This window comes from Pseudomonas sp. 65/3-MNA-CIBAN-0223, from assembly GCF_040310425.1.
Lineage (GTDB): Bacteria > Pseudomonadota > Gammaproteobacteria > Pseudomonadales > Pseudomonadaceae > Aquipseudomonas > Aquipseudomonas gregormendelii.
Genome location: NZ_JBEOPV010000003.1, coordinates 46,523 through 69,543, shown reverse-complemented (window position 1 = coordinate 69,543; position 23,021 = coordinate 46,523). Strand labels below are relative to the sequence as shown.

The window sequence follows — 23,021 nt, the reverse complement described above, 5'->3', positions numbered from 1 at the left end:
ATGCGCTCGCTCACCAGGAGCGAGCACCTTGCGTCACCAGAAGGACTACTTGGTCACCAGCTCGACCGGGGTTTCGATCACGCCATTGGCGCCGCTGTCGACTTTCTCGCCCTTGATGATCTTCAAAGCAGTCTCGATGCCGAACACCGCCTGCTTGGCGGCAAACTGGTCAGCGGTGGCCAGGACGCGACCGTCCTTGAGCATTGGCTGGATGGCGTTGATGTTGTCGTAACCCACCACCTGGACCTTGCCCGCCTTGCCCGCAGCACGCACCGCAGACACCGCGCCAACGGCCATGCTGTCGTTACCGGCCAGCAGCGCCTTGACCTGCGGATACTCGCTGAGAATCGAAGCGGCTACCTTGTTGCCCTTGTCGATTTCCCAGTCGCCGGACTGCAGTGACACCACCTTGATTTGCGCTGCCTCCATTGCATCCTTGAAGCCTGCGGTGCGGGCCTGGGCGTTGGTAGTAGTGGACACGCCTTCGATGATGCCGACTTCGTCACCGGCCTTTAGCTGCTTGGCCAGGTACTCACCGACCAGGCGTGCGCCTTTGCGGTTGTCCGGCCCGACGAAGGGCACGCTGATGTTCTTGCTCTTGACCACGGCCGGGTCCAGCTGGTTATCGATGTTGATCACGGTTATACCGGCATCGATGGCTTTCTTGATCACCGGCACCATGGCCTTGGAATCCGACGGCGCGATCACCAGGGCATTGACCTTGGCCAGGATCATTTGCTCGACGATACGGGTTTGCCCAGCGGTGTCGGTTTCGTCCTTGATGCCGTTGGAGATCAGGTCGAAATCGGCGGAGTGTTCTTTCTGGTAAGCCTTGGCGCCGTCTTCCATGGTGAGGAAGAATTCGTTGGCCAGGGATTTCATGACCAGCGCGACTTTAGGTTTTTCCGGGGTTTCGGCGAAGGCCGAGGAGATGGGCAATGCGGCGGATGCGGCAGCCAGCATGGCGACAGCGAGAAGGCGTCCAGCGAATGGCAGCTTCATGGGTTCACTCCGATCTTATGATTATTCTGAGCAACGCTTGCGCTGGCGTAGGCTATACAGCGTTCTGTAGGAACAGGCTATCAGAACACTGCGCAAACGTTTGCGAAGACCGAACTATGCGAACCCTGCAAAGATTTGTCAACGCCCGGCAATGCTGATCGCATAAAGGACATAAGTCAGACCGAGGTGCTGACCATACTGCCACTGGTCGAACCCTCAGTCAGCGCCTTGGCCAGCGCGCCCGCCACCTGGGCGATCGCCCCTGCGGTGTCGGCAATGCGCTGCTGAACCGCCATGACCGCGGTCGCCTTGGCTTCTTCGTTGGCAAATTTGGTGGCCTGGGTCGCTGCCAGTTGCTGCTGTTGTTCGCGCAACTGTTGCTGCAGTTGCTTCATGCGCTTGAGCAACATCTGCACCGTAACACTTTGGCTGCTGCTACTGCTCTCGGCTTTTGCGTCTTGCTGGGCAGGCGCCACGCTCAAGGGTTTTTTATCGCCCTCTTCCGGGGTCGCAGCCTGCGCGGTGGCTTCGGCGGTTGTTTTAACAGCGGCGTCCGCAGGTTTGTTGCCAATATTGATCACACGCGCATTCGACAAAGCGACGGTCAACGACATTTCCAATCCCTCTTGAACGATCCATTACAGGGGCATCGACCGGGACTGCGGTTTCTTTAGGGGGGCGAGCAGCAATTGAGCACCTGAACGCGCATTTCAACAGCATGTGCAGGGACTTTCGGTAGACCGAACAAAAAAACCGTCACTGTTCGGAAGCCCGGACGAACTGGTTACGGACGCCTGCGCTCATGACACAAATATTTGTTACATATCATTAGCTTACAAATAGTTTCGTTACACATTACAGCTGGTATGGATCCTGCTCTCTCACTCCCACCCCGGCATTCAGGTGTGCCGGGGCCATTTGGAAGACCTGCAATCAGCACCGTCTCACCACAAGAGAGAAAAAAATAATGACATCTGCTCTTAAGTCCTTCGTTCCGGGCACTTTGGCCCTGCTGCTCCTCCTGCCTACCGCGCTCCAGGCTAAAGAAGCCCAGACCCAGACCGAACAGAAACTGGCCAACGTGGTGATCCTCGCCACCGGCGGCACCATCGCCGGCGCAGGCGCCAGCGCAGCCAACAGTGCCACCTACCAGGCGGCGAAAGTCGGCATCGAGCAATTGATCGCCGGCGTTCCGGAACTGAGCCAGTTGGCGAATGTGCGTGGCGAACAAGTGATGCAAATCGCCTCGGAAAGCATCACTAACGACAACCTCCTGCAACTGGGCCGCCGCGTGGCGGAACTGGCCGACAGCAGCGACGTCGACGGCATCGTCATCACCCATGGCACCGACACCCTGGAAGAAACCGCTTACTTCCTCAACCTGGTGGAAAAAACCGACAAGCCGATTATCGTCGTCGGCTCCATGCGCCCGGGCACCGCGATGTCCGCTGATGGCATGCTCAACCTGTACAACGCTGTGGCTGTCGCCAGCAGCAAGGACGCACGAGGCAAAGGCGTGCTAGTGACCATGAACGACGAGATCCAGTCGGGTCGTGACGTCAGCAAAATGATCAACATCAAGACTGAAGCGTTCAAGAGCGCCTGGGGTCCGCTGGGCATGGTAGTCGAAGGCAAATCCTATTGGTTCCGCCTGCCGGCCAAGCGTCACACCATGGATTCGGAATTCGACATCAAGGACATCAAGAGCCTGCCCGCCGTTGAAATCGCCTATTCCTACGGCAATGTCAGCGACACCGCGTACAAGGCCCTGGCGCAATCTGGCGCCAAAGCCATCATCCACGCCGGTACCGGCAATGGCTCGGTGTCTTCGCGCGTGGTTCCAGCCCTGCAGGCGCTGCGCAAGGACGGCGTGCAAATCATCCGTTCTTCCCACGTCAATGCCGGCGGTTTCGTATTGCGTAACGCCGAACAACCGGATGACAAGAACGACTGGGTGGTGGCCCACGACCTGAACCCGCAGAAAGCCCGCATCCTTGCCATGGTTGCGCTGACCAAGACCAATGACAGCAAAGAACTGCAGCGGATGTTCTGGGAGTATTGATCCCTCCTCGCCCGACCGATTCCGGTCGGGCAGCCCTGACTTCTCCTGAAGGGGTCAGGGGCCTGATAAAAAACCTGCCCCCTTCCTACACCAAAAAGCGAAAACCGCTGTCAGAGGAATTTCTTGAATTTTAAGCAGTTGCGATAATTCCTACAGTTTAATACTGTATGCACGTACAGCTTAATAAGGATAATTCCGTGACCACCGCCTCCTCCGCTCCAGATTCCTACGCACGCATGGGCATGCGCGTTCAGAAAATCATCAATTCCCCCACCGCGCAGAAAGCCAAAGCCGCGCTGATCTTCCGCCTGCCCGACGAACCCGTGGACGAGTGGGAGCAGTTGCTCGAAGAAATCGACGAAAACGATAACGTCACCCTCGCCTACCGCGACGATGGCGGCGTGCAGATTTTTTGGGTTGTGCCGAAGGAAGACTGAGTCGATGAGTGTCCGTTGTTTAGCTTTACTGCTGCTGTTCTGCGCCATGGGCGCCCAGGCAGCCGCACCGCGAACCTTTTCCGAAGCCAAGAAAGTCGCCTGGAAACTCTACGCACCGCAATCGACCGAGTTCTATTGCGGCTGCAAGTACACGGGCAACAAGGTCAACCTGTCCGCCTGTGGTTACGTGCCGCGCAAGAATGCCAAGCGCGCCGCGCGCATCGAGTGGGAGCATATCGTGCCGGCCTGGCAGATTGGTCATCAGCGCCAGTGCTGGCAGGAAGGTGGGCGCAAGAACTGCACCCGATACGACGCGGTGTACCAGAAGGCGGAAGCCGACCTGCACAACCTGGTGCCGAGCATCGGCGAAGTGAACGGCGACCGCAGCAACTTCAGTTTCGGTTGGCTGCCGGTGCAATCTGGGCAATACGGCTCATGCCTGACCCAGGTCGACTTCAAGGCGAAGAAAGTCATGCCGCGCCCGTCTATTCGCGGAATGATCGCACGCACTTACTTCTACATGAGCAAACAGTACGGGTTGCGCCTGTCCAAGCAGGATCGGCAGCTCTACGAAGCCTGGAACAAGACCTACCCGGTACAGGCCTGGGAAAGCCAGCGCAACCAGACGGTGGCGTGTGTGATGGGACGCGGCAATGAGTTCGTCGGCCCGGTCGACCTCAAAGCCTGCGGCTGATTGAACACCGAACTTTGTAGGAGCGAGCTCGCTCGCGAAGAACGTCAACGATAACGCGTGAAGCCTGGAAAACGCGGTGCCCGTTGGTTCTTCGTCGGAACGCCGCCTGCGGCAAGCTCGCCCCTGCAAAGTGCATGGGAGTCTTACTGACTCAGCGGACGCTCGATCACCAGCAATTCGATATTCTGTTTTTTCGCCCGAACCAGCGCGGCCTGCACCTCGGCTTGCTTGGCCTTGGCCTCAGCCTCGGAACCATAGGGGCCCATCAGGATACGGGTCTTGCCGTTTTCCCTGACCACGCTGGAAACAAAACTGTGCTCGATCAACCAGCCGCTCAGGTCGCTGACGGCCTGGGTGATCTCGCCCCGAACTTCCAGATCCCACTGTGGCGCGGCAGCTGCGGCGGGCGACGTGGCGACTGTCGGCTTCGGCGGTGGCACGTCGCCGCGCTTGCCTTGATCGCACCCTGCCAACGCCAGTATTGCCACTACCCAGACCCATTTGCGCACGAGTTGTCCCTCTAAATGCTTAAAGCAGGCATTTTAGCATTCATGAATAGTTCTTTAGGGCCGAAAAATCGAGATAAAACAACGAGAATGATGGGTGCGGCCTCTGTATAGTTACGCCTTGGGAATTAATGCTGCATCTGCGCGTCAGAAAGAGGCACCCAAATTGTGAGACTTCGCACTAATCTATACGTACCACCGACCTCTGCACTGTTCGAATCAGGTGCCCTACAAAGCAATCAAGGAGAAGACCATGCTGATACTCACCCGCAAAGTCGGTGAAAGCATAAACATTGGTGATGACATTACGATCACCATCCTCGGCGTCAGCGGCCAACAAGTCAGGATTGGTATCAATGCCCCAAAGGACGTCGCGGTTCATCGCGAAGAGATCTACCAGCGCATTCAGGCTGGCCTGACCGCACCGGACAAGCCACAGAACTGATCTTGCGACACCCAGTAGCCAGCCCGTTCGCCCCTGAGCTTCGGCTGGCTAGAATTCCAGTGCAACGCACCTGAACCAAAGCTGGCTAAGCAAAGGTCACACCTCGCGCCATACCTGTGGCCACCACCATCAGCAATACCGGCATCGCCTCCACATGACTGATCCGTGCGAACAGCTTTGCACGCCCAGTGTCTACTGCGCCGCCCCTTCCTCGTGCAATTCGCCATTTGATCAGCGTGATCATCGGCGCCAGTTCCAATAGCAGGATCAGCACGAAGAGCGTCATCTTCAGGTGAAACAACGGCTGGTGCAGATAGTAGTCAGTGCCCTTCTCGAAGCCTGCAAAGGCGCGCATAACCCCCGTCACCAGCAGCACCAGAGCGCTGAGCCCCCAAAGATTATCGGCAATCCGCACGCTGCGTGCCTCTCCTGTGCCCGCCGCCAGTCGCCGAAACGCCGTCCCCCGGGACAATACGGCCCAAAAGCCAAGCGCATACGCTAATAGATGAACCGCAGCCAGCAACCAGTGAGTCAGCATCGAAATACCCCTGTCAGCACCAATGATCGGTCTGTCAGTAGTAGCCCATCGCGGCCTAGCGTGCTTACTCCCCGGCGGGGAACAATACCGAGGCGTGTCGCCCTTTCGTCGCCCACGCCTCTGAGGATACCGAAATGGTCTGCTCGGACAGCCTCAATGTGCAGAAGTTCAACTAGCCTGAGTCTACGTCCCGCCAAGAGGAGTGGTAACGATGATCCTGCGCATGGTGGTTTCAGATTGGGTTTGCCTCGTATTCGCGGGCGCCTGCGGTTTGGCATTGATTTCCATGGTGTTCTGGTGGGATCAATGGCTGGCCCTGATTCTCAATTAACCGAGACTTCCACCCCATACTCTCGACCCCCACCCAGGTCGCCATCGACGTCGCCTGTACCGACACCAGAACATCTATCCCACGCGGGTGATAAATAGATTTGTGGCCTTAGGGGTATGCCGGGTCTGTCTTAAGATAAATCTGGCTCTGGGCAGGCCTGGTCGAAACAATCTTTAAGCCGACGAACCGCCGAGAGCTGTTTTTCCATCTCGTCAGCGCTCAGTGACCGTTCGCAATATTCCCGACTGAGAAAAATAATGGCGTCATTACCGTCAGGGTTGTCGGAATAACCAGGGTGATTTGATATCTCTGCCAGCAACGCTTCCGAGACTGGAGCGACATGAAAATGGACGTTGAAACCAGGCGAGAACCCTAGCTTATAGAACACTACTTTGTAGGGTGCGTAGGCCCTTGTCAGCAGAAGCTCTACCGCTTTCATTACCGGACCTAAAGACGCCAGGGCTTCATGACTCAGACCGCCGAGCCCTGATGCCGTCTCTTCTGATGAAATAATCAAATAGCCGTCGTAACGGGCATCTCTTCGATGAGTCACCGTCCAGTGGGTATTATTGAAAACTCTCAGCTCGTCCATATAGCTCCCACCCTCTCGTCAGGTGCAGTCGGGTTGACTAGTCGCCCCCCATCTTTCAGCTAATTGCCCGCGGTCGGTTTAAGGCCGTCTGCGCTACCATCGGCAACCCACTGTCTGAAGGTGGGCGCCGAACTGGTGTTCTGAGGCGGGACTTTTACAAAAGTTTTGCAAATCCCAGGCAACAAAAAAAGGCCCACCTTTCGGTGAGCCTTTCTAGACCGCCCAGCAGAGCGGATTTTGTTTGGTAGGCGCGATTGGACTCGAACCAACGACCCCCACCATGTCAAGGTGGTGCTCTAACCAACTGAGCTACGTGCCTGCTGTGAGGCGGCATTCTACGGAATTCCGGAGGGGTGTCAACACCTTTTTTCGCGCTAACCCTATGAATATGCAAAATATTTAATTTTGCTGCTGCGAGGAAGATTTTCCGGTGGCTGGCGAGGGATTTTCAACTCGGGTAGGATCGGGATACTCGTAAAATATATTAAACAGAGGCAGCAGGATGGCGAACACTCCTTATCCAGAGTCCTATTACGCCGCATCGGCCAATGCGGCTCCGCCGCGCCCGGCTTTGCAGGAGGAAGTAGAGACTGATGTCTGTGTGATCGGCGCCGGGTATACCGGCTTGTCCTCTGCCCTGTTCCTTCTGGAGAACGGTTTTAAGGTCACGGTGCTGGAGGCGGCCAAGGTTGGTTTTGGTGCTTCCGGGCGCAACGGTGGGCAGATCGTTAACAGTTACAGCCGCGATATCGATGTGATCGAACGCACCGTCGGGCCCAAGCAGGCTCAACTGCTGGGGCAGATGGCGTTCGAGGGCGGACGGATCATTCGCGAGCGGGTGGCCAAATATAATATCCAGTGCGACCTGAAGGACGGCGGCGTGTTCGCCGCCATCACGGCCAAGCAGATGGGCCATCTGGAGGCGCAGAAGCGTTTGTGGGAGCGCTTTGGGCATACGCAGCTGGAGCTCATGGATCAGGCGCGTATTCGCCAGGTGGTGGCTTGCGATCAGTATGTCGGTGGCATGCTTGATATGAGTGGCGGGCATATTCATCCATTGAACCTGGCCTTGGGTGAAGCCGCTGCGGTGGAGTTTCTGGGCGGGACTATTTATGAGCAATCGCCGGCGGTGCGGATCGAGCGCGGCGCCAGCCCGGTGGTGCACACGCCGCAGGGCAAGGTCAGGGCCAAGTTCATTATCGTCGCCGGCAATGCCTATCTGGGCAACCTGGTGCCGGAACTGGCGGCCAAGTCGATGCCCTGCGGGACTCAGGTGATTACCACTGCCCCATTGGGCGATGCGTTGGCCAGCAGTTTGCTGCCGCAGGACTACTGTGTGGAGGACTGTAATTACCTGCTCGACTACTACCGCCTGACCGGCGACAAGCGCCTGGTTTTCGGCGGTGGCGTGGTGTACGGGGCGCGGGATCCGGCGAACATCGAGGCAATCATTCGGCCGAAGATGCTCAAGGCGTTTCCGCAGCTCAAGGATGTGAAGATCGATTACGCCTGGACCGGGAATTTCCTGCTGACCTTGTCGCGATTGCCACAGGTGGGGCGACTTGGGGACAACATCTACTACTCCCAGGGCTGCAGCGGCCATGGGGTGACGTATACGCATCTGGCGGGCAAGGTGCTGGCCGAGGCGTTGCGCGGCCAGGCTGAGCGTTTTGATGCGTTTGCCGACCTGCCCCATTATCCGTTTCCGGGTGGCCAGCTGTTGCGCACGCCATTTGCGGCGCTGGGGGCCTGGTATTACGGGTTGCGGGACAAATTCGGGTACTGACTGACGCGAGCAAGCCGGCTCCCACTGGTGTTGTCCCACAGGGCGTTTAGAGTTGATCCCGGGCGATGCCGCTGCGGATTCGCAGGATGTCGGCGAGCACCGCCAAGGCGATTTCTGCGGGGGTTTTGCTGCCTAGGTTGAGGCCGATGGGCGCGTGAATTCGTGCCAGTTCGGCTTCGCCCAGCCCGCCAATGCGACGCAAGCGTTCGAAGCGTTTTTGCGAGGTTTGCACCGAGCCCATGACGCCAATGTAGAACGCGTCGGTACGCACCGCTTCCATCATCGCCAGGTCATCAATGCGCGGGTCGTGGGTTAATGCAACCACCGCCGTATCGCTATGGCAGCCGCCGTCAGCGATGAAGACCGAAGGCAGCTGCCGGCGGATCTCGACGTTGTTCAGCACCACACCTTCAAGCACTTCATCCCGGGGGTCGCAGAGGATCACTTCGAACCCAAGCCCCACCGCAAACTCCGCACAGGCCTGGGCGACACTGGAGTAACCCGCCAGCAACAAGCGCTGGGCAGCGCCGATGCGCACACGAACCCGATCGACTTCGCGCTCGATACGCGCGCCCTGCTCCCGGTCCACGAACACGTCACGGGCGCCGCTGGCCAGATCGACTTCGCGTATCAGGCGACGCTGGCCCAGCAAGGCCGATTCCAGTTCCCGCAGATGTGCCTGAACCTCGCAAGCCGGCTCAAGCTTCTCCACCAGCACGTCAAGAATCCCGCCACACGGCAGGCTGATGCGCGAGCGGGGGTCATCTCCTTCACCGTACCGAACCACGCACACGGCTTGCTCGAATGCGCCTTCGGCGACGCGCTCGAGAAAGTCTTCCTCGACGCAACCTCCCGACAGCGAACCTATCCACTGCCCCCCGCCGTTCACCGCCATCAGCGAGCCCGGCGCGCGAGGCGCCGAGCCGTAGGTGGCGAGCACCGTGCACAGCCAGACCTGCTGGCCGGCGTTTGACCATTGCAGCGCGCGCCGTACCACTTGCAGATCCAGATGCTGCATATCAATGCACCTTGTGTTCGGTTGGAGGCGCGTCCGCTTGTAGCTTCTGCACGTCGCCGATTGTCAGTTCACCCGGCTGACCACCCCACCCTTGACGCAGGTAATTGAGCAGGTCGGTCAGCTGGCCAGGGCTGAGCTTGTCGGCAAAGCCCGGCATCGGTTGCATGCGTTCGAAGCCGACAAATTGCTGCTCGCCGATGCCGTCCTCGATCACCCGTAGCAGGTTGCGCGCATCGTCCAGGCGCAGCGTGGTGTTGCCACGCATGGCCACTGCGATGTGCGGCTTGCCCTCGCCCTCTGCCGCATGACAACCGGCGCAGACGTTGAGGTATTCCTGGCGACCGCGCCGGGCACCGGCACTCAACTGCTCCAGGGGCACTTCGCTCAGCACTTTCGCCGCTGGCGGTTGATCGCCAAGCAGGTAGGTGGCCATCGCTGCCAGATCCGGATCAGTGAGGCCCTGGGTGCTGTTGTGGAACACCGGGAACATCTCGTTGAACATGGTGCCCTGGGCGCTCATGCCGTGCTTGAGGAACGAACTCAGGTCCTGGTGATTCCAGCCACGGTTTGCCAGGTCTTCGGCCAGCAGGCTGGGCGCCAGGTAGCCATTGAGGACGCCACCGGTCATGCGCTTGTCCTGCTGCATCGCACCGGGCAAACCGCGCGGGGTGTGGCATTCGCCGCAGTGGCCGAGCACGTCGACCATATACTGGCCGCGCTTGAACGCCTCGCTCTTGCCCGCGGTGGGCGACAGCTTGACGTCTTTACCGTACAGCATGTTCCAGCCCGTCAGGCCCAGACGTACGTTGAACGGAAAACGCAGGCTGGTCACCGGCGCCGCGCGCTCGATCGGCTCGACGGTTTTCAGGTAAGCGTGAATCGCGTCGGAGTCGGCCCGGGGCATCAGGTGATAGGAGGTGTACGGCATCGCCGGGTACAGGTTAGCCCCGTCGCGACGCTTGCCTTCGGTGAGCGCAGCGAAGAATTCCTCATCGCTGTATTGACCGATGCCGTGCTCCTTGCTCGGGGTAATGTTGGTGCCATAGATGGTGCCAAACGGCGAAACGATCGGCAGGCCTCCCGCATAGGGAGCGCCACCCGGGGCGGTATGGCAGGCCATGCAGTCGGCCGCGCGGGCGAGGTATTCGCCGCGCTTGACCTGATCGTCGGCGTGCGCCATCAAGACCGGCGCAGCCAGGCCGACCGCCAATGCCAGGCGGGAAAATAGATGCTTCATGTTAGCCCTCCTTGACCAGGCCGAGATCGGTCAGCACGTTGCGCGTGGCGCTGTAGTAACGCACGTAGCCGGTGCAGCGGCAGACGTGGTGGCCGAGGCTGTCCTCGATCACCTGTTCCAGCTGGCTCTTGACGATCGGCTGGCGCTGCAGCTTTTCTACCAGCACGGTCGCGGCATTGACGAAACCGGGCGCGCAGTAGCTGCACTGGAAAGCGAACTCATCGACGAAGCGTTGCTGGATCGGGTTGAGCTCAGTGACTTTGCCCTGCTCATCGCGGGTGGCATGGCCTTCGATGGTCCGTACTTTCTTGCCTTCGAAATAGTGCGCACCGGTGATGCAGGTGCGCACTTCCTCGCTGGTGCCGTCGGGGTTGTCGACGATCACCACGCAGGCATGGCAGATGCCCTGGCCGCAGCCCAGGCGGGAACCGGTGAGGTTCTTGTATTCGTGCAGGTAGTCGATCATCGGCAGGTCATCAGGGATGTCCACCGGGCCGACGGTTTGACCGTTGAGGGTCAGTTGAAGCGGACGGTTAGCCATTGAGGGCCTCCTTGATGCGGGCAGAAGTGATAGGCAGGTCGCGAACGCGCTTGCCGATGGCGTGGGCCACGGCGTTACCGATGGCACCCACGACCGGGATCATCACCACTTCGGCGATGCCTTTGGAGGGGTCGCTCGGGGACAGCGGCGGCAGGATTTCCGCCGTCTGCTTCCAGACCGCAACGTGGCGCGCCATGGGCAGGCGATAGCGGTTGAAGTTCCAGTCACCCTCCCCCGGTCCGCCTTCGTACAGCGGCATTTCTTCCAGCAGCGCATGGCCGATGCCCATGGCGATGCCACCTTCGAGCTGGCCCCTGACCAGTTCTTCCACCAGTACCCGACCGCACTCGACCCACGAGTGATGGTTGAGCACCTGCACTTCGGCCGAGCCCTTGTTCACTTTCAACTCAACCAGGGTGGCCACCGGGCTGTAGTAAGTCACTGCGGCGTTGTTCAATTGGGTGTCCGGGTAGTGCACGTTCTGCCGATCGAGCAGATGGAAACCGGCGCTGTTCATCTGCGCCTTCTTCACGCTCGGAGCGCCGTCGCCGTACTTCACCGCCAGGCTGTCGAGCGGCAGGCGCTCGCGCACGCCATCGATGCTGAACTCGGCCTCGGCCCAACTCCAGCGGTTAAAACCGTGCACGGTGGCGCCGGTGACCAGACCTTTTTCGTGAGCGTGTCTGGCCAACTGCTCGAAGCTCAGCGGCTGCATGCCGTTGGCGGTGAGTTTGCCGTCGACCCAGTGCGCGTCTTCCCGGCGCACCACGTAGGGGTTGGCCTGGCCGCCATAAGGTCCCTGGCGCCAGATCTGCAGCGCGGCCGGCCACAGGCCGTGGTTGAACAGCACGCGTGCCGCTTCGCGGGTGGCGTGGCTGAAGTAGTAGGCCGAGTTGGTGGCCGACGAAGCCGACGCGAGTTTGCCGACCCAGCGCGGGTTGCGCAGCAAGGTGTCCTGCTCGGCCTGGCTCATGATGTACGGGTTGCCGCCGGTGATCAGCTGCAGCTCTTGCCATTCAGTCTCGCCGGTCTTCACTTCGTGAGCCGGGCTGCCGAGGAAATCGGCCACGACCATGGCTTGGGAGGTGGACATGCCGGTGCCGATTTCAATCCCGATATGGCGCAGGTGAATGCGCCCTTCGGCGTTGAATTCGATGCTCGCCATCGGCGCTTCGGAACCGGTGCCGAAGTCCTTTTGGCAAATGGCGAAGCCGACGCCGTACCAGTGGTCCGGGTCCTGGGCTTCGCGTTGCTGCTTGAGCTTGTCGCGGTTTTTCCAAACCTCGTGCACAGCCGCTTTGTCGAGAATCTCGTGCAGGCGCAAGGCACCCGCCGGCACCGCACCCTGGGTATTTTTCATGCCCGAGACCATGGCGTTTTTCTTGCGCAGGTCGATGGCGTCGATGCCCAGGCGACCGGCAATTTCGTCAACCATCATCTCGGTCGAAGCCATGCTCTGCAGGGTGCCGTAGCCACGCATCGAGCCGGCTTCCACAGCGCGGGAATGGTAGGCCGTGACCTGCAGATCGTTCTGCGGCATGTAGTAGATCGACTGCGCCGCTGTGGCGCCAACCGCCGCTACCGACGGGCTGTAGTTGACGCGTCCGCCACCGTCGACGCTCATTTCGGCGCGGAAAATCTTGAAGCTGTGATCGGTCTTGTCCACCGCCAGTTGATAGCGGATATCGAACGGGTGGCGCTTGATGCCGCTCTGGAACTGCTCGTAGCGGTCGTTGGCCAGGCGCACCGGCACACCAGCCCCGTACAGGGCGGCGAGGGCTGCGTAATAGACAAAAATATTGTGGTCTTTGGAACCGTAACCCACGGTGTAGCCCGGGTGCATGTTGAGGTTGGCCAGGCCGAAACGCGACGGCGCGATCATCTTCGCGGTCTCGGTGGCGGTCTCCAGCGGGCACTGGGTGGCCACCACGAAATGCAGGGTCTTGGTCGCAGGGTCGTACCAGCCGTTGCCGTTGTCCGGCTCCATGGCTGCAGGCTCGATGGACGGCGTCTTGTAGCGCTCGTCGAACACCAGCCAGTTGTCGGGCGGGGTGTCGATCTGCTGCTTCATGCGATCGGCATAGAACAGCCCGCGCTCGGTCAGGTTGCCGTGCAGGTTGGGCTGCGAATCCCAGACCGGACGACGGTTGCGCAGCATCGGGAACAGGATCGAATCCTTGAGGCTGGCGAATTCATCTTCGTCAGCCGAAGTCGGACCGCCGACCCGCACGTAGCGGAAGCTGCCGTAGGGATCACCTTCGTAGTACGGCACCTGGGCACCGTAGCGAATGGCCTTGTCGTTGAACTTGAGTTTGGCCTTGGCCTGGCGGAAGCGCTCGAAGTCATTCCAGATGAGTATCGCGACCGGATGACCGATGAACATCGGCACCTTGCCGACTGGCAGCAGCGGGTCCGGGGCATGCTCTTCGGGGAAGACGATGCCGTCTTTCTCCAGGTCTTCTGCGGTGACGATACGGTCCGGCTGCAAGTCGGCACCGAGCCACGCCAAGTCATAACCGGCGTATAGGCGGTCGGCCTTGGTGATTTTCAGCAGCATGGCGTGACCTTGCTGTTCGGGCCAGCCCGGCATGTCCTTGGCGCGGATGTCGCGAGCAAAAACCTTGCTGCCGCACACCTTGGACAGGGCATCGTTACGCGAGCGCGCCTTGCCGTTGTTGCCGAGCCATTGCTCGGACGGCACGGTCACGCTGTTCTCCATCAAGGCGGCCAGGGCCTGGGAGCTGAGCGGCGTAAGCGTCACGCTCACCCCCGCCACCAGCCCGCCCTGTAGGAACGAGCGCCGGGATATATCACGGTTGGACATGGATCATCCTCTGAGCGGTTATGGGCCCGCCCTTCTGGTTATGTTCTGGGAATCTCGAGTCTTGCAGGAACCCTTTTAGGACGGAGCAAAGGGCTGTGGTGACAGTGCAAAGCTGACCGAAAGGTTAACTTTAAAGGTTTATGCGCTCGGGGCAAACAACCAGTTACAAAAAACTGACTGGAAGATCAAAATTTCCGGATTTGCGGGGGTGTCTGGGCAGTCAAATTGCTGTCGGATGCACCATCGTCTTCGCGGGCAAGCCCGGCTCCCACAGAGATATCTGCCGTACATAAATGCTGCGCCCACCACCAATACCTATGGGAGCGGCGGTGCGACGATTCGACTTGACCGCGATGGCAATCTTCCTGCCACATCAATGTCGAATATGCAGATGCCATCGCCAGCAGGCTGGCTCCCACAGTGGTCTGCGCCGAACACAAATACTGCGTCCACCACCATTCCACTGTGGGAGCAACTGTCTTCCCCCTGCCGATGACACCTGAACCGGGGTCATCGCAGGCAAAGGCGCGTGAGCGATCCTAGAAATCCACTGTCGCCGAAAGCAGGTACGTGCGTGGCGTGGATAGCGTCAAGCCAGGCTCGCTGTCATCTGAGGCGCCTGCGGAGCTCCAGTAGCGTTTGTCCGCGACGTTCTCGACGTTGCCGCGCAGGGTGATGGTCTTGTCGTCGACCTTGAACGCGTAGCGGGCGCCCACGTCGAAGCGTTCCCAGGAGTCGATTTCCTTGTTGTTGGACTGGTCCAGGTACTGCGAGCTGGAGTAGATGCCACGCGTGGTCAGGGTCAGGCCCTGGACGGTGGGCACGTCCCACTCGGCACCGAGGTTGACGTTGTATTTGGGCGTTGCGGGCGCGCGGTTGCCGTCGAAAGTGCCGTTGGTGGTGTGGGTCAATTCGCTGTCGATGTACATCACCCCACCGAGCAGGCGAAAGCCATCCAGGGGTTCGCCGAACACACTCAGCTCCACACCTTTGTTCTCGCGTTTGCCGTTCGGGCCGAAGACCCGTGTGGTCGCGTTGGTTTCGTATGCCGGCTGCTTGATGCGGAAGACCGCCGCCGTAACCGCGAACGGGCCGGCGTCGTATTTGGCGCCGACCTCGACCTGGCGGCTGACAAAGGGCGGGAAGATTTCGTCTTCGTTGACCGAGGTCGACGGGGCGATCTTGCCCTGGCTCAGGCCCTCCATGTAGTTGGCGTACAGCGACAACTTGTCAGTGGCCTTGAACAGGATACCGCCCGACGGCGAAACTTTTTCTTCGTCATAGGCAGTGGCGCCCTTGATGTTGTCGGACCAGTCATCGACCTTCACCCGCTGCCACCGCGCGCCGAGGGTCAACAGCAGGCGATCCTCGAAGAACCCCAGGGTGTCGGACAAGGCCACACCGCTGAAGCGGTTCTCGGTGTAGACCTTGGCATCCTGGCGGGTTGGCCTGGCCGGGGTGGGGGTTTGCACCGGATCGTAGAGATTGCTGGGCGCGGCAGCATAACGGGCGCCGCCGTTTTCGAAATCCATGTAGAAGTAGCTGGCCGCGAGATTGACCTCGTGGCTGACCGGGCCGGTTTTAAACCAGTTACGCACGCCGGCCGTGGCCGTGCGCACATTCTCGTCGCGGGTGAAGTCGCGGGGTTGGACGCTGAAATCGCCAGCATCGTTGGTGACCGAAACCGCATGCCGGAGGAAGTCATGATTACTTTTGCGTGCGCCAACTCCGCCATACAGCATGACCGAATCGTTGACGTCGAACTCGCCATTGACGGTGCCGAACGTGTCTTCGGTGCGCGCCTTGCTCCAGGCCTGCGCGTAGTTGTGGCGGACATCGCCTGCCTGCGGGACCTGGGCATTGACGCCAACCTGCACCCGTTCCTGGGGCGCATCGGTATTGCGCTCGGTGTGGCCGATGTCTGTCGAGAGCCGCAGGCGCTCTGCGCGAAAGTCCAGGCCGAGTACGGCCATCTCGCGGTCGATGCTCTGGTGATCCCACTCGGTGTCGCCGGACTGTTTCACGCCGTTGAAGCGCAGACCGAACTTGTCGTCTTCACCAAAGCTTCGACCGACGTCCACGGCGCCGCCGAGCTGGTTGTTGGACGCGTAGCTGCCGGTGAATGAAGTGATCGGCTTGTCGGTGGCACGCTTGGGTACCACGTTGATCCCGCCCCCCACGCTGCCCCGCGGCGAGATGCCGTTGATGAGCTGGCTGGGGCCCTTGAGGATGTCCACGCGATCAGCCATTTCCATATCGATGGTGTATGTCGGCAATACGCCATAGAGGCCGTTGTAGGCGACGTCACTGTTGAACAGGCTCAGCCCGCGAATGGTGAACTGCTCGTAACGCCCGCCGGCAGGGTTGGTGGCGCGAACCGATGGGTCGTTGGCGATCAGGTCACCCAAGGTCCGGGCTTGCTGGTTCTCGATCACCTCGCTGGTGTAGGTGGTCATGCTGAAGGGCGTTTCCATGAAGTCTTTCGAGCCGAGCAAGCCTTGGGAGCCGCGACGCGCAACCTGGCCGCCGGCGAACACCTCGCTGCCCTCCCCGCCGGTGGCGCCGAGAATCGAGGTGGGGGCCAGCTGCAAGCTGCTGTTTTCCGGGGCCGGGGTGAGAATGTACGCTTGCTCACCTACCGCCTGCAGTTGCAGACCGGAACCCTGCAACAACCGGGCAAAGCCCTCCTCGACGGCGAACTCACCGGACAGCCCGCCACTGCTGCGGCCGCTGACCAGGGCCGGGTCCACCGACAGATTGACCCCGGACAGACCGGCAAACCGGGTCAATGCATCGCTCAGGCTGCCGGCCGGCACCTGATAGCTGCGCCGGTTACCGTCCTCGGCCCAGGTTGGCGAGATCAACCATGGACTGGCACTCAGGCCCAGCATCAGGCTGAGGTGCAACAACGGTCGCAGGCGCGGGGAAGAAGCGTTAGGCATTTGAATAGGCTCTCTTGATTCGTTCACATGCCTTCAATGACAGGCGAGTCGAAAAAAGGGGCCAGGTTTTACACACTATTTTTGCGCGGCAGCAACGTGACCCAGTAGCGAGTCCGGGAATGCACCTCCAGGGGCAGACTGGCGGCGAGCAGCGCGAGTACCCGGTCAGTGTCGTCCAGACGGAAGCTGCCGGTGACTCGCAGGGTTTCCAGCTCCGGCTCCCAGCGCAGGACACCCGGTCGATAGGTGCTCAGTTCACGCAGAAAGTCCCCCAGCGGCTGGTCCTTCGCCATCAGCACGCCCTCGCGCCAACCCGGCGCCAAGGTGTCGAATGCGCTGATGGATCCGGCACCGGCGGCCTGCAGGCTGACCTGCTGGCCCGCGCGCAAGGCCAGGGCCGCCCCATGCAAAGGCTGTAACTGGACGGCGCCGTTGTAGACCGAAACCCGACAGCCGCGTGCGTCCTGGCGAACGCAGACTTCACTGCGGCTGACGATGACATTGCCAAAACGGGTCTGGATCGTCAGCGGCGAATCACCGGGCACTGTCAGGGACATTTCGCCCTCGATCAGCTTGACGCGGCGTGCCTGCAGGTCCACATCGACCGCGCTGGCCGTGTTGAGCTGCAGCGCGCTGCCGTCGGCAAGCCGGGTCTGCTGACGCTCGCCGGTGGCGGTGTGCAAATCGGCGCGCCAGGCATCCAGCGGCAGTTGCCGACTGATCAGCCACGCCGCCGGCACCAGGGCCACCGCGCCCAGGGCGCGCTTGAGCACTTTGCGCCGCGCCGGATCCGGACGATCCAGGCTGCTCAGTGCCAGCCCCGATGGCAGGTCGGCAAAACGCTGGCGCAGCGCCTGGGCTTTCTGCCAGGCCTGCTCGTGGGTGGCGCAGGTATCACGCCAGCGCTGCAAGTTCGCGCGATCCTGCTCGTTGGCACCGCCGGATTCCAGCAACGCAAGCCATTGCGCGGCTGCACGAACGGCCTGGCGCGAGTCGGACGCCTGAGTGTTCACAGGTCCACCAACAGGCAATGTTCATAAGCCTGAGCCATGTAACGCTTGATGGTACGTTCGGACACTTGCAGGCGTTCCGCGATTTGCCCGTAGGTCAGGCCTTCGAGCTGGCTCCACAAAAACGCCCGGCGCACCGCCCGCGGCAAGCCGTCGAGCAGCTCATCCAGCGCTTGCAGCGTTTCCAGCAGCAGCCAGCGTTGCTCGGGGGATGGCGCACAGTCCTCCGGCATCGCCGCCAAGGCGGCGAGATAGGCCTGTTCCAGGCTCCGGCGCTGGTAGAAGTTGCTCAGCAGGCGTTTGCCCACAGTCAGCAGATAGGCACGGGGCTCTTGCAGGTCCGCGATCCGCTGCGAACTGGCAAGCACCCGCAGGAAAGTGTCCTGGCTCAGATCAGCCGCATCGCAGCCGTTGCCCAAGCGCCTCCCCAACCAGGTTTCAAGCCAGCCACGGTGATCGCGGTACAGGTCGTGAAGCGTTGGCTCCTTCGGCATCACTGCATCACTCATCTAGAAGCCCTGTGCCAGGAGTTATCGTAAATGAGAGTGATTCTAATTAATGTCGGTGCCGGGAAGGAAGCTCTTTATGCATTGAGCGCGCAGAAAGGCCCTCCTGCAGGGGCGAGCTTGCTCCTACAGGACGGGGGCAGCAGTTCAGGAAAATGGCAAATCGCAGACACAAAAAACCCCGGTCTTTCGACCAGGGTTTTTGCTATCGACTCGAAGTCACCAACGGCTTCTTCGTAGCTCCAAGGCGTTCAGTGGGCCTTGTAGCAGATATGGCGCAGCGGACGGGACTCGAACCCGCGACCCCCGGCGTGACAGGCCGGTATTCTAACCGACTGAACTACCGCTGCGTATCGCTTTGGACTTGCGTCCTAACTCGTCTGATCAAAAGCTCCGAGATTTTTCAATCTCTCTTTTGATCTCGAATCAGGTCAGACCTGACTCGGAAAATATGGCGCAGCGGACGGGACTCGAACCCGCGACCCCCGGCGTGACAGGCCGGTATTCTAACCGACTGAACTACCGCTGCGCGTCGGTGGAGGCTTTTAAGGCTTCCATCTTGCTTTCGCAAGACTCTCAGAAGTGGTGGGTGATGACGGGATCGAACCGCCGACATTCTGCTTGTAAGGCAGACGCTCTCCCAGCTGAGCTAATCACCCGTTTGCATCTCCGAGGCCGCGAAATTTACGCAGGTAGCGAACCTAAGTCAATAGCAGGATTGAAGTTTTTCTGAAAAAGGCAAAATCGTGTCAGTGGCGAATGGTTATGCCGTCAGACCGCTTTCGCGAGCAAGCCCGCGCCCACAGCGGATTGTGAGTGAACACAGGCTATGGGTCCGACACAAAGCCACTGCGCGAGCGGGCTTGCTCGCCAAAGCTGCAGAGCATCCAGCATCAATGCGGCTGCCGGTCACTCGCTGTAAATCATCTTCTTGGTCATGCCGCCGTCCACCACAAACTCCTGTCCCGTGACAAAGCCGGCGTTCCTCGACAGCAACCAGGCCACCATTGCCGCGACATCCTCCACCGTCCCCACCCTGCCCGCCGGATGCTGGGTGTGGTCGGCGTCGGACAACGGCTCGGCGCGGCGCGCTGAAGGGTCGCGTGCATCGATCCAGCCCGGGCTGACGGCATTGACCCGAATCTCCGGCCCCAGGCTGATGGCCAGCGCATGAGTCAGGGCCAACAGGCCGCCCTTGCTCGCCGCGTAGGCTTCACTGTCGGGTTCCGACTGGCTGGCGCGGGTCGAGGCCAGGTTGACGATCGAGCCGCTGTGAGCACGCAGGTACGGCGCACAGTGCTTTGCCAGCAACATAGGGCCACTGAGATTGACCGCCAGCACCCGATTCCAGTAGGCCAGATCGAGACTTTCCAGGGTGATGTTGTGTGGCTCGGCTACTGCCGCGTTGCACACGAGCGCATCGAGCCGCCCGAACTGCCCGAGCACCTCGGCCACCCCCAGCGCTACCTGACCCTCGTTCGAGACGTCCATGGCGATGAACCAGGCGTTATCACCCAGCACCTTCGCCACTTTCGAACCACGGACCCGATCCAGGTCGGTCAGCACGACTTGCCAGCCTTCGCTAATCAACCAGGCCGAAATGCCCAGGCCGATGCCGCGCGCAGCACCCGTGACCAGCGCGACGCGGCCATTGGTGCCCGTGCCGGGCGCAGACATTTCGATCACAGCGCAGCCAGGCCGCGCGCCAGATCGGCTTGCAGGTCCGCCACGTCTTCCAGACCCACCGCGACGCGGATCAGGCTGTCGCGGATCCCTGCGGCTTCACGCTCCTGCGGCGCCAGGCGGCCGTGGGAGGTGGTGCTTGGGTGGGTAATGGTGGTTTTGCTGTCCCCCAGATTGGCGGTGATCGAGATCAGGCGAGTCGCATCGATAAAGCGCCACGCACCCTCTTTGCCCCCCTTGACCTCAAAACTCACCACCGCGCCAAAGCCCTTCTGCTGGCGCAAGGCCAACTCATGCTGTGGATGGCTCTTGAGACCGGCGTAATGGACTTTCTCGATACCGTCCTGCTGCTCCAGCCATTCGGCCAGTTGCTGGGCGTTGGCGCAGTGCGCCTTCATGCGCAGGCCGAGGGTTTCCAGGCCCTTGAGGAAGATCCAGGCGTTGAACGGGCTGAGGGTTGGCCCGGCAGTGCGCAGAAAGCCGACGACTTCTTTCATGTGCTCGCCACGACCGGCAACCACGCCGCCCATGCAACGACCCTGGCCGTCGATGAACTTGGTCGCCGAGTGCACGACGATGTCCGCGCCCATCTTCAGCGGCTGCTGCAACGCAGGGGTGCAGAAACAATTGTCCACGACCAGCATCGCGCCCTTGGCATGGGCAATTTTCGCCAGTTCGGCGATGTCCACCAGCTCTGCCAGCGGGTTGGACGGCGACTCGACGAACAATAATTTGGTATTGGCCTTGATGGCCGCATCCCAGCCGGACAGTTCCGCCAGGGGCACGTAATCGACCTCTACGCCGAAACGCTTGAAATATTTTTCAAACAGGCTGATGGTCGAACCGAATACGCTGCGCGACACCAGCACATGATCACCGGCGCTGCACAGGCTCATGACCACAGCCATGATCGCTGCCATGCCGGTGGCAGTGGCCACGGCTTGCTCGGCGCCTTCAAGCGCGGCAATGCGCTCTTCGAACGCACGCACGGTCGGGTTGGTGTAGCGCGAGTAAACGTTGCCCGGCACTTCCCCGGCAAATCGCGCCGCGGCGTCGGCAGCGGTGCGGAAGACGTAGCTGGAAGTGAAGAACATCGGATCACCGTGTTCGCCTTCCGGCGTGCGGTGCTGGCCGGCGCGTACGGCCAGGGTATCGAACGCTACGCCTTCGAGGTCGCTGTCCAGCCGACCGGCATCCCAATCCTGACTCATGCTGTCACTCCTTGCCTTACTCGGTAATGGATACTAAACCGGCCTGTGAGAACAACGCTCGCCCGCGATGGCGTCTTTACAAACGCCATCGCGGGCAAGCCTTGCTCCCACAGGCCGGCCAGTTACTCAGTTGTTGTACAGATCAATGATCGCGCTGACTGCCTGGGTCTTGACCTTGGAGGCATCGTTGCGTGCCTGCTCGATCTTGTTCAGGTAAGCCTCGTCGACATCACCTGTGACGTACTGGCCGTCGAACACCGCGCAATCGAACTTGTCGATCTTGATCTTGCCGCCACCGACCGCTTCGATCAAGTCAGGCAGGTCCTGGTAGATCAGCCAGTCAGCACCGATCAGGTCAGCCACGTCCTGGGTCGAACGGTTGTGGGCGATCAGTTCGTGCGCGCTCGGCATGTCGATGCCATACACGTTCGGGTAACGAACGGCCGGTGCCGCGGAGCAGAAGTAGACGTTCTTGGCGCCGGCTTCGCGGGCCATCTGGATGATCTGCTTGCAGGTCGTGCCGCGAACGATCGAGTCGTCCACCAGCATGACGTTCTTGCCGCGGAATTCCAGTTCGATGGCGTTAAGCTTCTGGCGTACGGATTTTTTCCGCGCTGCCTGGCCCGGCATGATGAAGGTCCGGCCGATGTAGCGGTTCTTCACGAAGCCTTCGCGGAATTTCACGCCCAGGTGGTTCGCCAGTTCCAGGGCCGCGGTGCGGCTGGTGTCCGGAATCGGGATGACCACGTCGATGTCGTGATCCGGACGCTCGCGCAGGATCTTCTCGGCCAGCTTCTCGCCCATGCGCAGGCGGGCCTTGTAGACCGATACACCGTCGATGATCGAGTCCGGACGCGCCAGGTAGACGTGTTCGAAGATGCACGGGGTCAGGGACGGATTGTTTGCGCACTGGCGGGTGTGCAGCTTGCCGTCTTCAGTGATGTAGACCGCTTCGCCGGGTGCCAGGTCGCGAATCAGGGTGAAACCGAGCACGTCCAGGGACACGCTTTCGGAGGCGATCATGTATTCGACGCCCTCGTCGGTGTGACGCTGGCCGAAGACGATCGGACGGATGCCGTGCGGGTCACGGAAACCGACGATGCCGTAGCCGGTCACCATCGCCACGACCGCGTAGCCACCGACGCAACGATTGTGCACGTCTGTGACCGCGGCGAACACGTCTTCTTCGGTTGGCTGCAACTTGCCGCGCTGGGCCAGTTCGTGAGCGAACACGTTGAGCAGTACTTCCGAATCGGAATTGGTATTGACGTGGCGCAGGTCAGATTCGTAAATCTCCTTGGCCAGCTGTTCAACGTTGGTCAGGTTACCGTTGTGCGCCAAGGTAATGCCATAAGGCGAGTTGACGTAGAACGGTTGAGCTTCGGCCGAAGTCGAGCTGCCAGCGGTCGGGTAACGGACATGGCCGATACCCATGTGACCGACCAGACGCTGCATGTGACGCTGATGGAACACGTCACGCACCAGGCCATTGTCCTTGCGCAGGAATAACCGGCCATCATGGCTGGTCACGATACCGGCAGCGTCCTGGCCGCGGTGCTGGAGGACGGTTAGCGCGTCATACAGCGCCTGATTGACGTTCGACTTACCGACGATACCGACGATGCCACACATGCGACGCAACCCCTACTTAATGGA

General features: G+C 60.6%; 20 protein-coding genes and 4 tRNA genes. 5 read left to right on the top strand and 19 right to left on the bottom strand.

Translation table 11 applies throughout. The features are described 5' to 3' along the window. Positions 1 to 45: 45 nt before the first annotated feature. The gene (locus tag AAEZ09_RS03630; RefSeq protein ID WP_122838297.1) at positions 46 to 1,002 is read right to left on the bottom strand and encodes a sugar ABC transporter substrate-binding protein; all 957 of its coding nucleotides are present in this window, start codon (positions 1,000 to 1,002) and stop codon (positions 46 to 48) included. Positions 1,003 to 1,178: 176 nt separating this feature from the next. Further along, positions 1,179 to 1,616, bottom strand: coding sequence for a hypothetical protein (locus AAEZ09_RS03625; protein ID WP_045057919.1), 438 nt, complete (start codon positions 1,614 to 1,616; stop codon positions 1,179 to 1,181). A gap of 353 nt (positions 1,617 to 1,969) precedes the next feature. On the opposite strand from AAEZ09_RS03625, the gene AAEZ09_RS03620 reads away from it, so the two are divergent. The 3 genes from AAEZ09_RS03620 (at position 1,970) to AAEZ09_RS03610 (ending at position 4,195) form a co-directional block, all read left to right on the top strand. Beyond that, complete coding sequence (locus AAEZ09_RS03620; RefSeq protein ID WP_045057920.1) at positions 1,970 to 3,064, top strand: asparaginase; 1,095 nt, start codon at positions 1,970 to 1,972, stop codon at positions 3,062 to 3,064. A 167-nt stretch (positions 3,065 to 3,231) separates the two neighbouring features. Beyond that, a complete protein-coding gene (locus AAEZ09_RS03615; RefSeq protein WP_045057921.1) occupies positions 3,232 to 3,501 on the top strand; it encodes a DUF1654 domain-containing protein in 270 nt (89 codons plus the stop codon). A 4-nt stretch (positions 3,502 to 3,505) separates the two neighbouring features. Beyond that, entirely contained in the window at positions 3,506 to 4,195 is a 690-nt protein-coding gene (locus AAEZ09_RS03610; RefSeq protein ID WP_045057922.1) for an endonuclease, read from the top strand. A gap of 143 nt (positions 4,196 to 4,338) precedes the next feature. Here AAEZ09_RS03610 and AAEZ09_RS03605 read toward each other — a convergent pair whose 3' ends face one another. Next, positions 4,339 to 4,704: an SPOR domain-containing protein gene (locus AAEZ09_RS03605; protein ID WP_205893190.1), complete on the bottom strand. Its 366-nt coding sequence runs from the start codon at positions 4,702 to 4,704 to the stop codon at positions 4,339 to 4,341. A gap of 250 nt (positions 4,705 to 4,954) precedes the next feature. Here AAEZ09_RS03605 and csrA point away from each other — a divergent pair, with 250 nt between their 5' ends. After that, positions 4,955 to 5,146, top strand: a complete 192-nt coding sequence (gene csrA / locus AAEZ09_RS03600) for a carbon storage regulator CsrA (protein WP_045057924.1) — start codon at positions 4,955 to 4,957, stop codon at positions 5,144 to 5,146. Positions 5,147 to 5,231: 85 nt separating this feature from the next. Here the strand turns inward: csrA and AAEZ09_RS03595 are convergent, their stop codons facing one another. From AAEZ09_RS03595 to AAEZ09_RS03585, 3 genes are all read right to left on the bottom strand, one after another. Next, on the bottom strand, positions 5,232 to 5,684 hold the full coding sequence (locus AAEZ09_RS03595; protein WP_350598175.1) for a DUF2214 family protein: 453 nt from the start codon (positions 5,682 to 5,684) through the stop codon (positions 5,232 to 5,234). A 461-nt stretch (positions 5,685 to 6,145) separates the two neighbouring features. Further along, positions 6,146 to 6,607, bottom strand: a complete 462-nt coding sequence (locus AAEZ09_RS03590) for a hypothetical protein (RefSeq protein WP_350598173.1) — start codon at positions 6,605 to 6,607, stop codon at positions 6,146 to 6,148. A 242-nt stretch (positions 6,608 to 6,849) separates the two neighbouring features. Further along, positions 6,850 to 6,926: transfer RNA gene (locus AAEZ09_RS03585), tRNA-Val, on the bottom strand. 183 nt (positions 6,927 to 7,109) lie between these two features. On the opposite strand from AAEZ09_RS03585, the gene AAEZ09_RS03580 reads away from it, so the two are divergent. Beyond that, on the top strand, positions 7,110 to 8,393 hold the full coding sequence (locus tag AAEZ09_RS03580; protein ID WP_350598172.1) for an NAD(P)/FAD-dependent oxidoreductase: 1,284 nt from the start codon (positions 7,110 to 7,112) through the stop codon (positions 8,391 to 8,393). Positions 8,394 to 8,439: 46 nt separating this feature from the next. Here AAEZ09_RS03580 and AAEZ09_RS03575 read toward each other — a convergent pair whose 3' ends face one another. The 13 genes from AAEZ09_RS03575 to purF form a co-directional block, all read right to left on the bottom strand. Beyond that, positions 8,440 to 9,411: an XdhC family protein gene (locus AAEZ09_RS03575; protein ID WP_350598169.1), complete on the bottom strand. Its 972-nt coding sequence runs from the start codon at positions 9,409 to 9,411 to the stop codon at positions 8,440 to 8,442. 1 nt (position 9,412) lies between these two features. Continuing rightward, positions 9,413 to 10,648 carry a c-type cytochrome gene (locus AAEZ09_RS03570; RefSeq protein ID WP_350598168.1) on the bottom strand — a complete coding sequence of 412 codons (1,236 nt, stop codon included), beginning with the start codon at positions 10,646 to 10,648 and terminating at the stop codon, positions 9,413 to 9,415. 1 nt (position 10,649) lies between these two features. After that, entirely contained in the window at positions 10,650 to 11,189 is a 540-nt protein-coding gene (locus AAEZ09_RS03565; protein ID WP_045057932.1) for a (2Fe-2S)-binding protein, read from the bottom strand. Beyond that, complete coding sequence (locus tag AAEZ09_RS03560; protein WP_350598166.1) at positions 11,182 to 14,013, bottom strand: xanthine dehydrogenase family protein molybdopterin-binding subunit; 2,832 nt, start codon at positions 14,011 to 14,013, stop codon at positions 11,182 to 11,184. Before AAEZ09_RS03560 ends, AAEZ09_RS03565 begins: the two co-directional genes overlap by 8 nt. A 539-nt stretch (positions 14,014 to 14,552) precedes the next feature. After that, a complete protein-coding gene (locus AAEZ09_RS03555) occupies positions 14,553 to 16,955 on the bottom strand; it encodes a TonB-dependent siderophore receptor (RefSeq protein WP_350598164.1) in 2,403 nt (800 codons plus the stop codon). 68 nt (positions 16,956 to 17,023) lie between these two features. Then, a complete protein-coding gene (locus tag AAEZ09_RS03550; RefSeq protein ID WP_350598162.1) occupies positions 17,024 to 17,968 on the bottom strand; it encodes a FecR domain-containing protein in 945 nt (314 codons plus the stop codon). Then, positions 17,965 to 18,474: a sigma-70 family RNA polymerase sigma factor gene (locus AAEZ09_RS03545; protein ID WP_045057936.1), complete on the bottom strand. Its 510-nt coding sequence runs from the start codon at positions 18,472 to 18,474 to the stop codon at positions 17,965 to 17,967. Before AAEZ09_RS03545 ends, AAEZ09_RS03550 begins: the two co-directional genes overlap by 4 nt. Positions 18,475 to 18,744: 270 nt before the next feature. After that, positions 18,745 to 18,821 (bottom strand) — tRNA-Asp (locus AAEZ09_RS03540). A 102-nt stretch (positions 18,822 to 18,923) separates the two neighbouring features. After that, positions 18,924 to 19,000: transfer RNA gene (locus tag AAEZ09_RS03535), tRNA-Asp, on the bottom strand. A gap of 54 nt (positions 19,001 to 19,054) precedes the next feature. Further along, positions 19,055 to 19,130: transfer RNA gene (locus AAEZ09_RS03530), tRNA-Val, on the bottom strand. A gap of 250 nt (positions 19,131 to 19,380) precedes the next feature. Further along, the gene (locus AAEZ09_RS03525; RefSeq protein ID WP_177328522.1) at positions 19,381 to 20,148 is read right to left on the bottom strand and encodes an SDR family oxidoreductase; all 768 of its coding nucleotides are present in this window, start codon (positions 20,146 to 20,148) and stop codon (positions 19,381 to 19,383) included. Positions 20,149 to 20,153: 5 nt separating this feature from the next. Further along, complete coding sequence (locus AAEZ09_RS03520; RefSeq protein ID WP_350598160.1) at positions 20,154 to 21,365, bottom strand: O-succinylhomoserine sulfhydrylase; 1,212 nt, start codon at positions 21,363 to 21,365, stop codon at positions 20,154 to 20,156. Between the two features lie 126 nt (positions 21,366 to 21,491). Next, the gene (gene purF, locus AAEZ09_RS03515; RefSeq protein WP_045057939.1) at positions 21,492 to 22,997 is read right to left on the bottom strand and encodes an amidophosphoribosyltransferase; all 1,506 of its coding nucleotides are present in this window, start codon (positions 22,995 to 22,997) and stop codon (positions 21,492 to 21,494) included. Positions 22,998 to 23,021 lie beyond the last annotated feature (24 nt).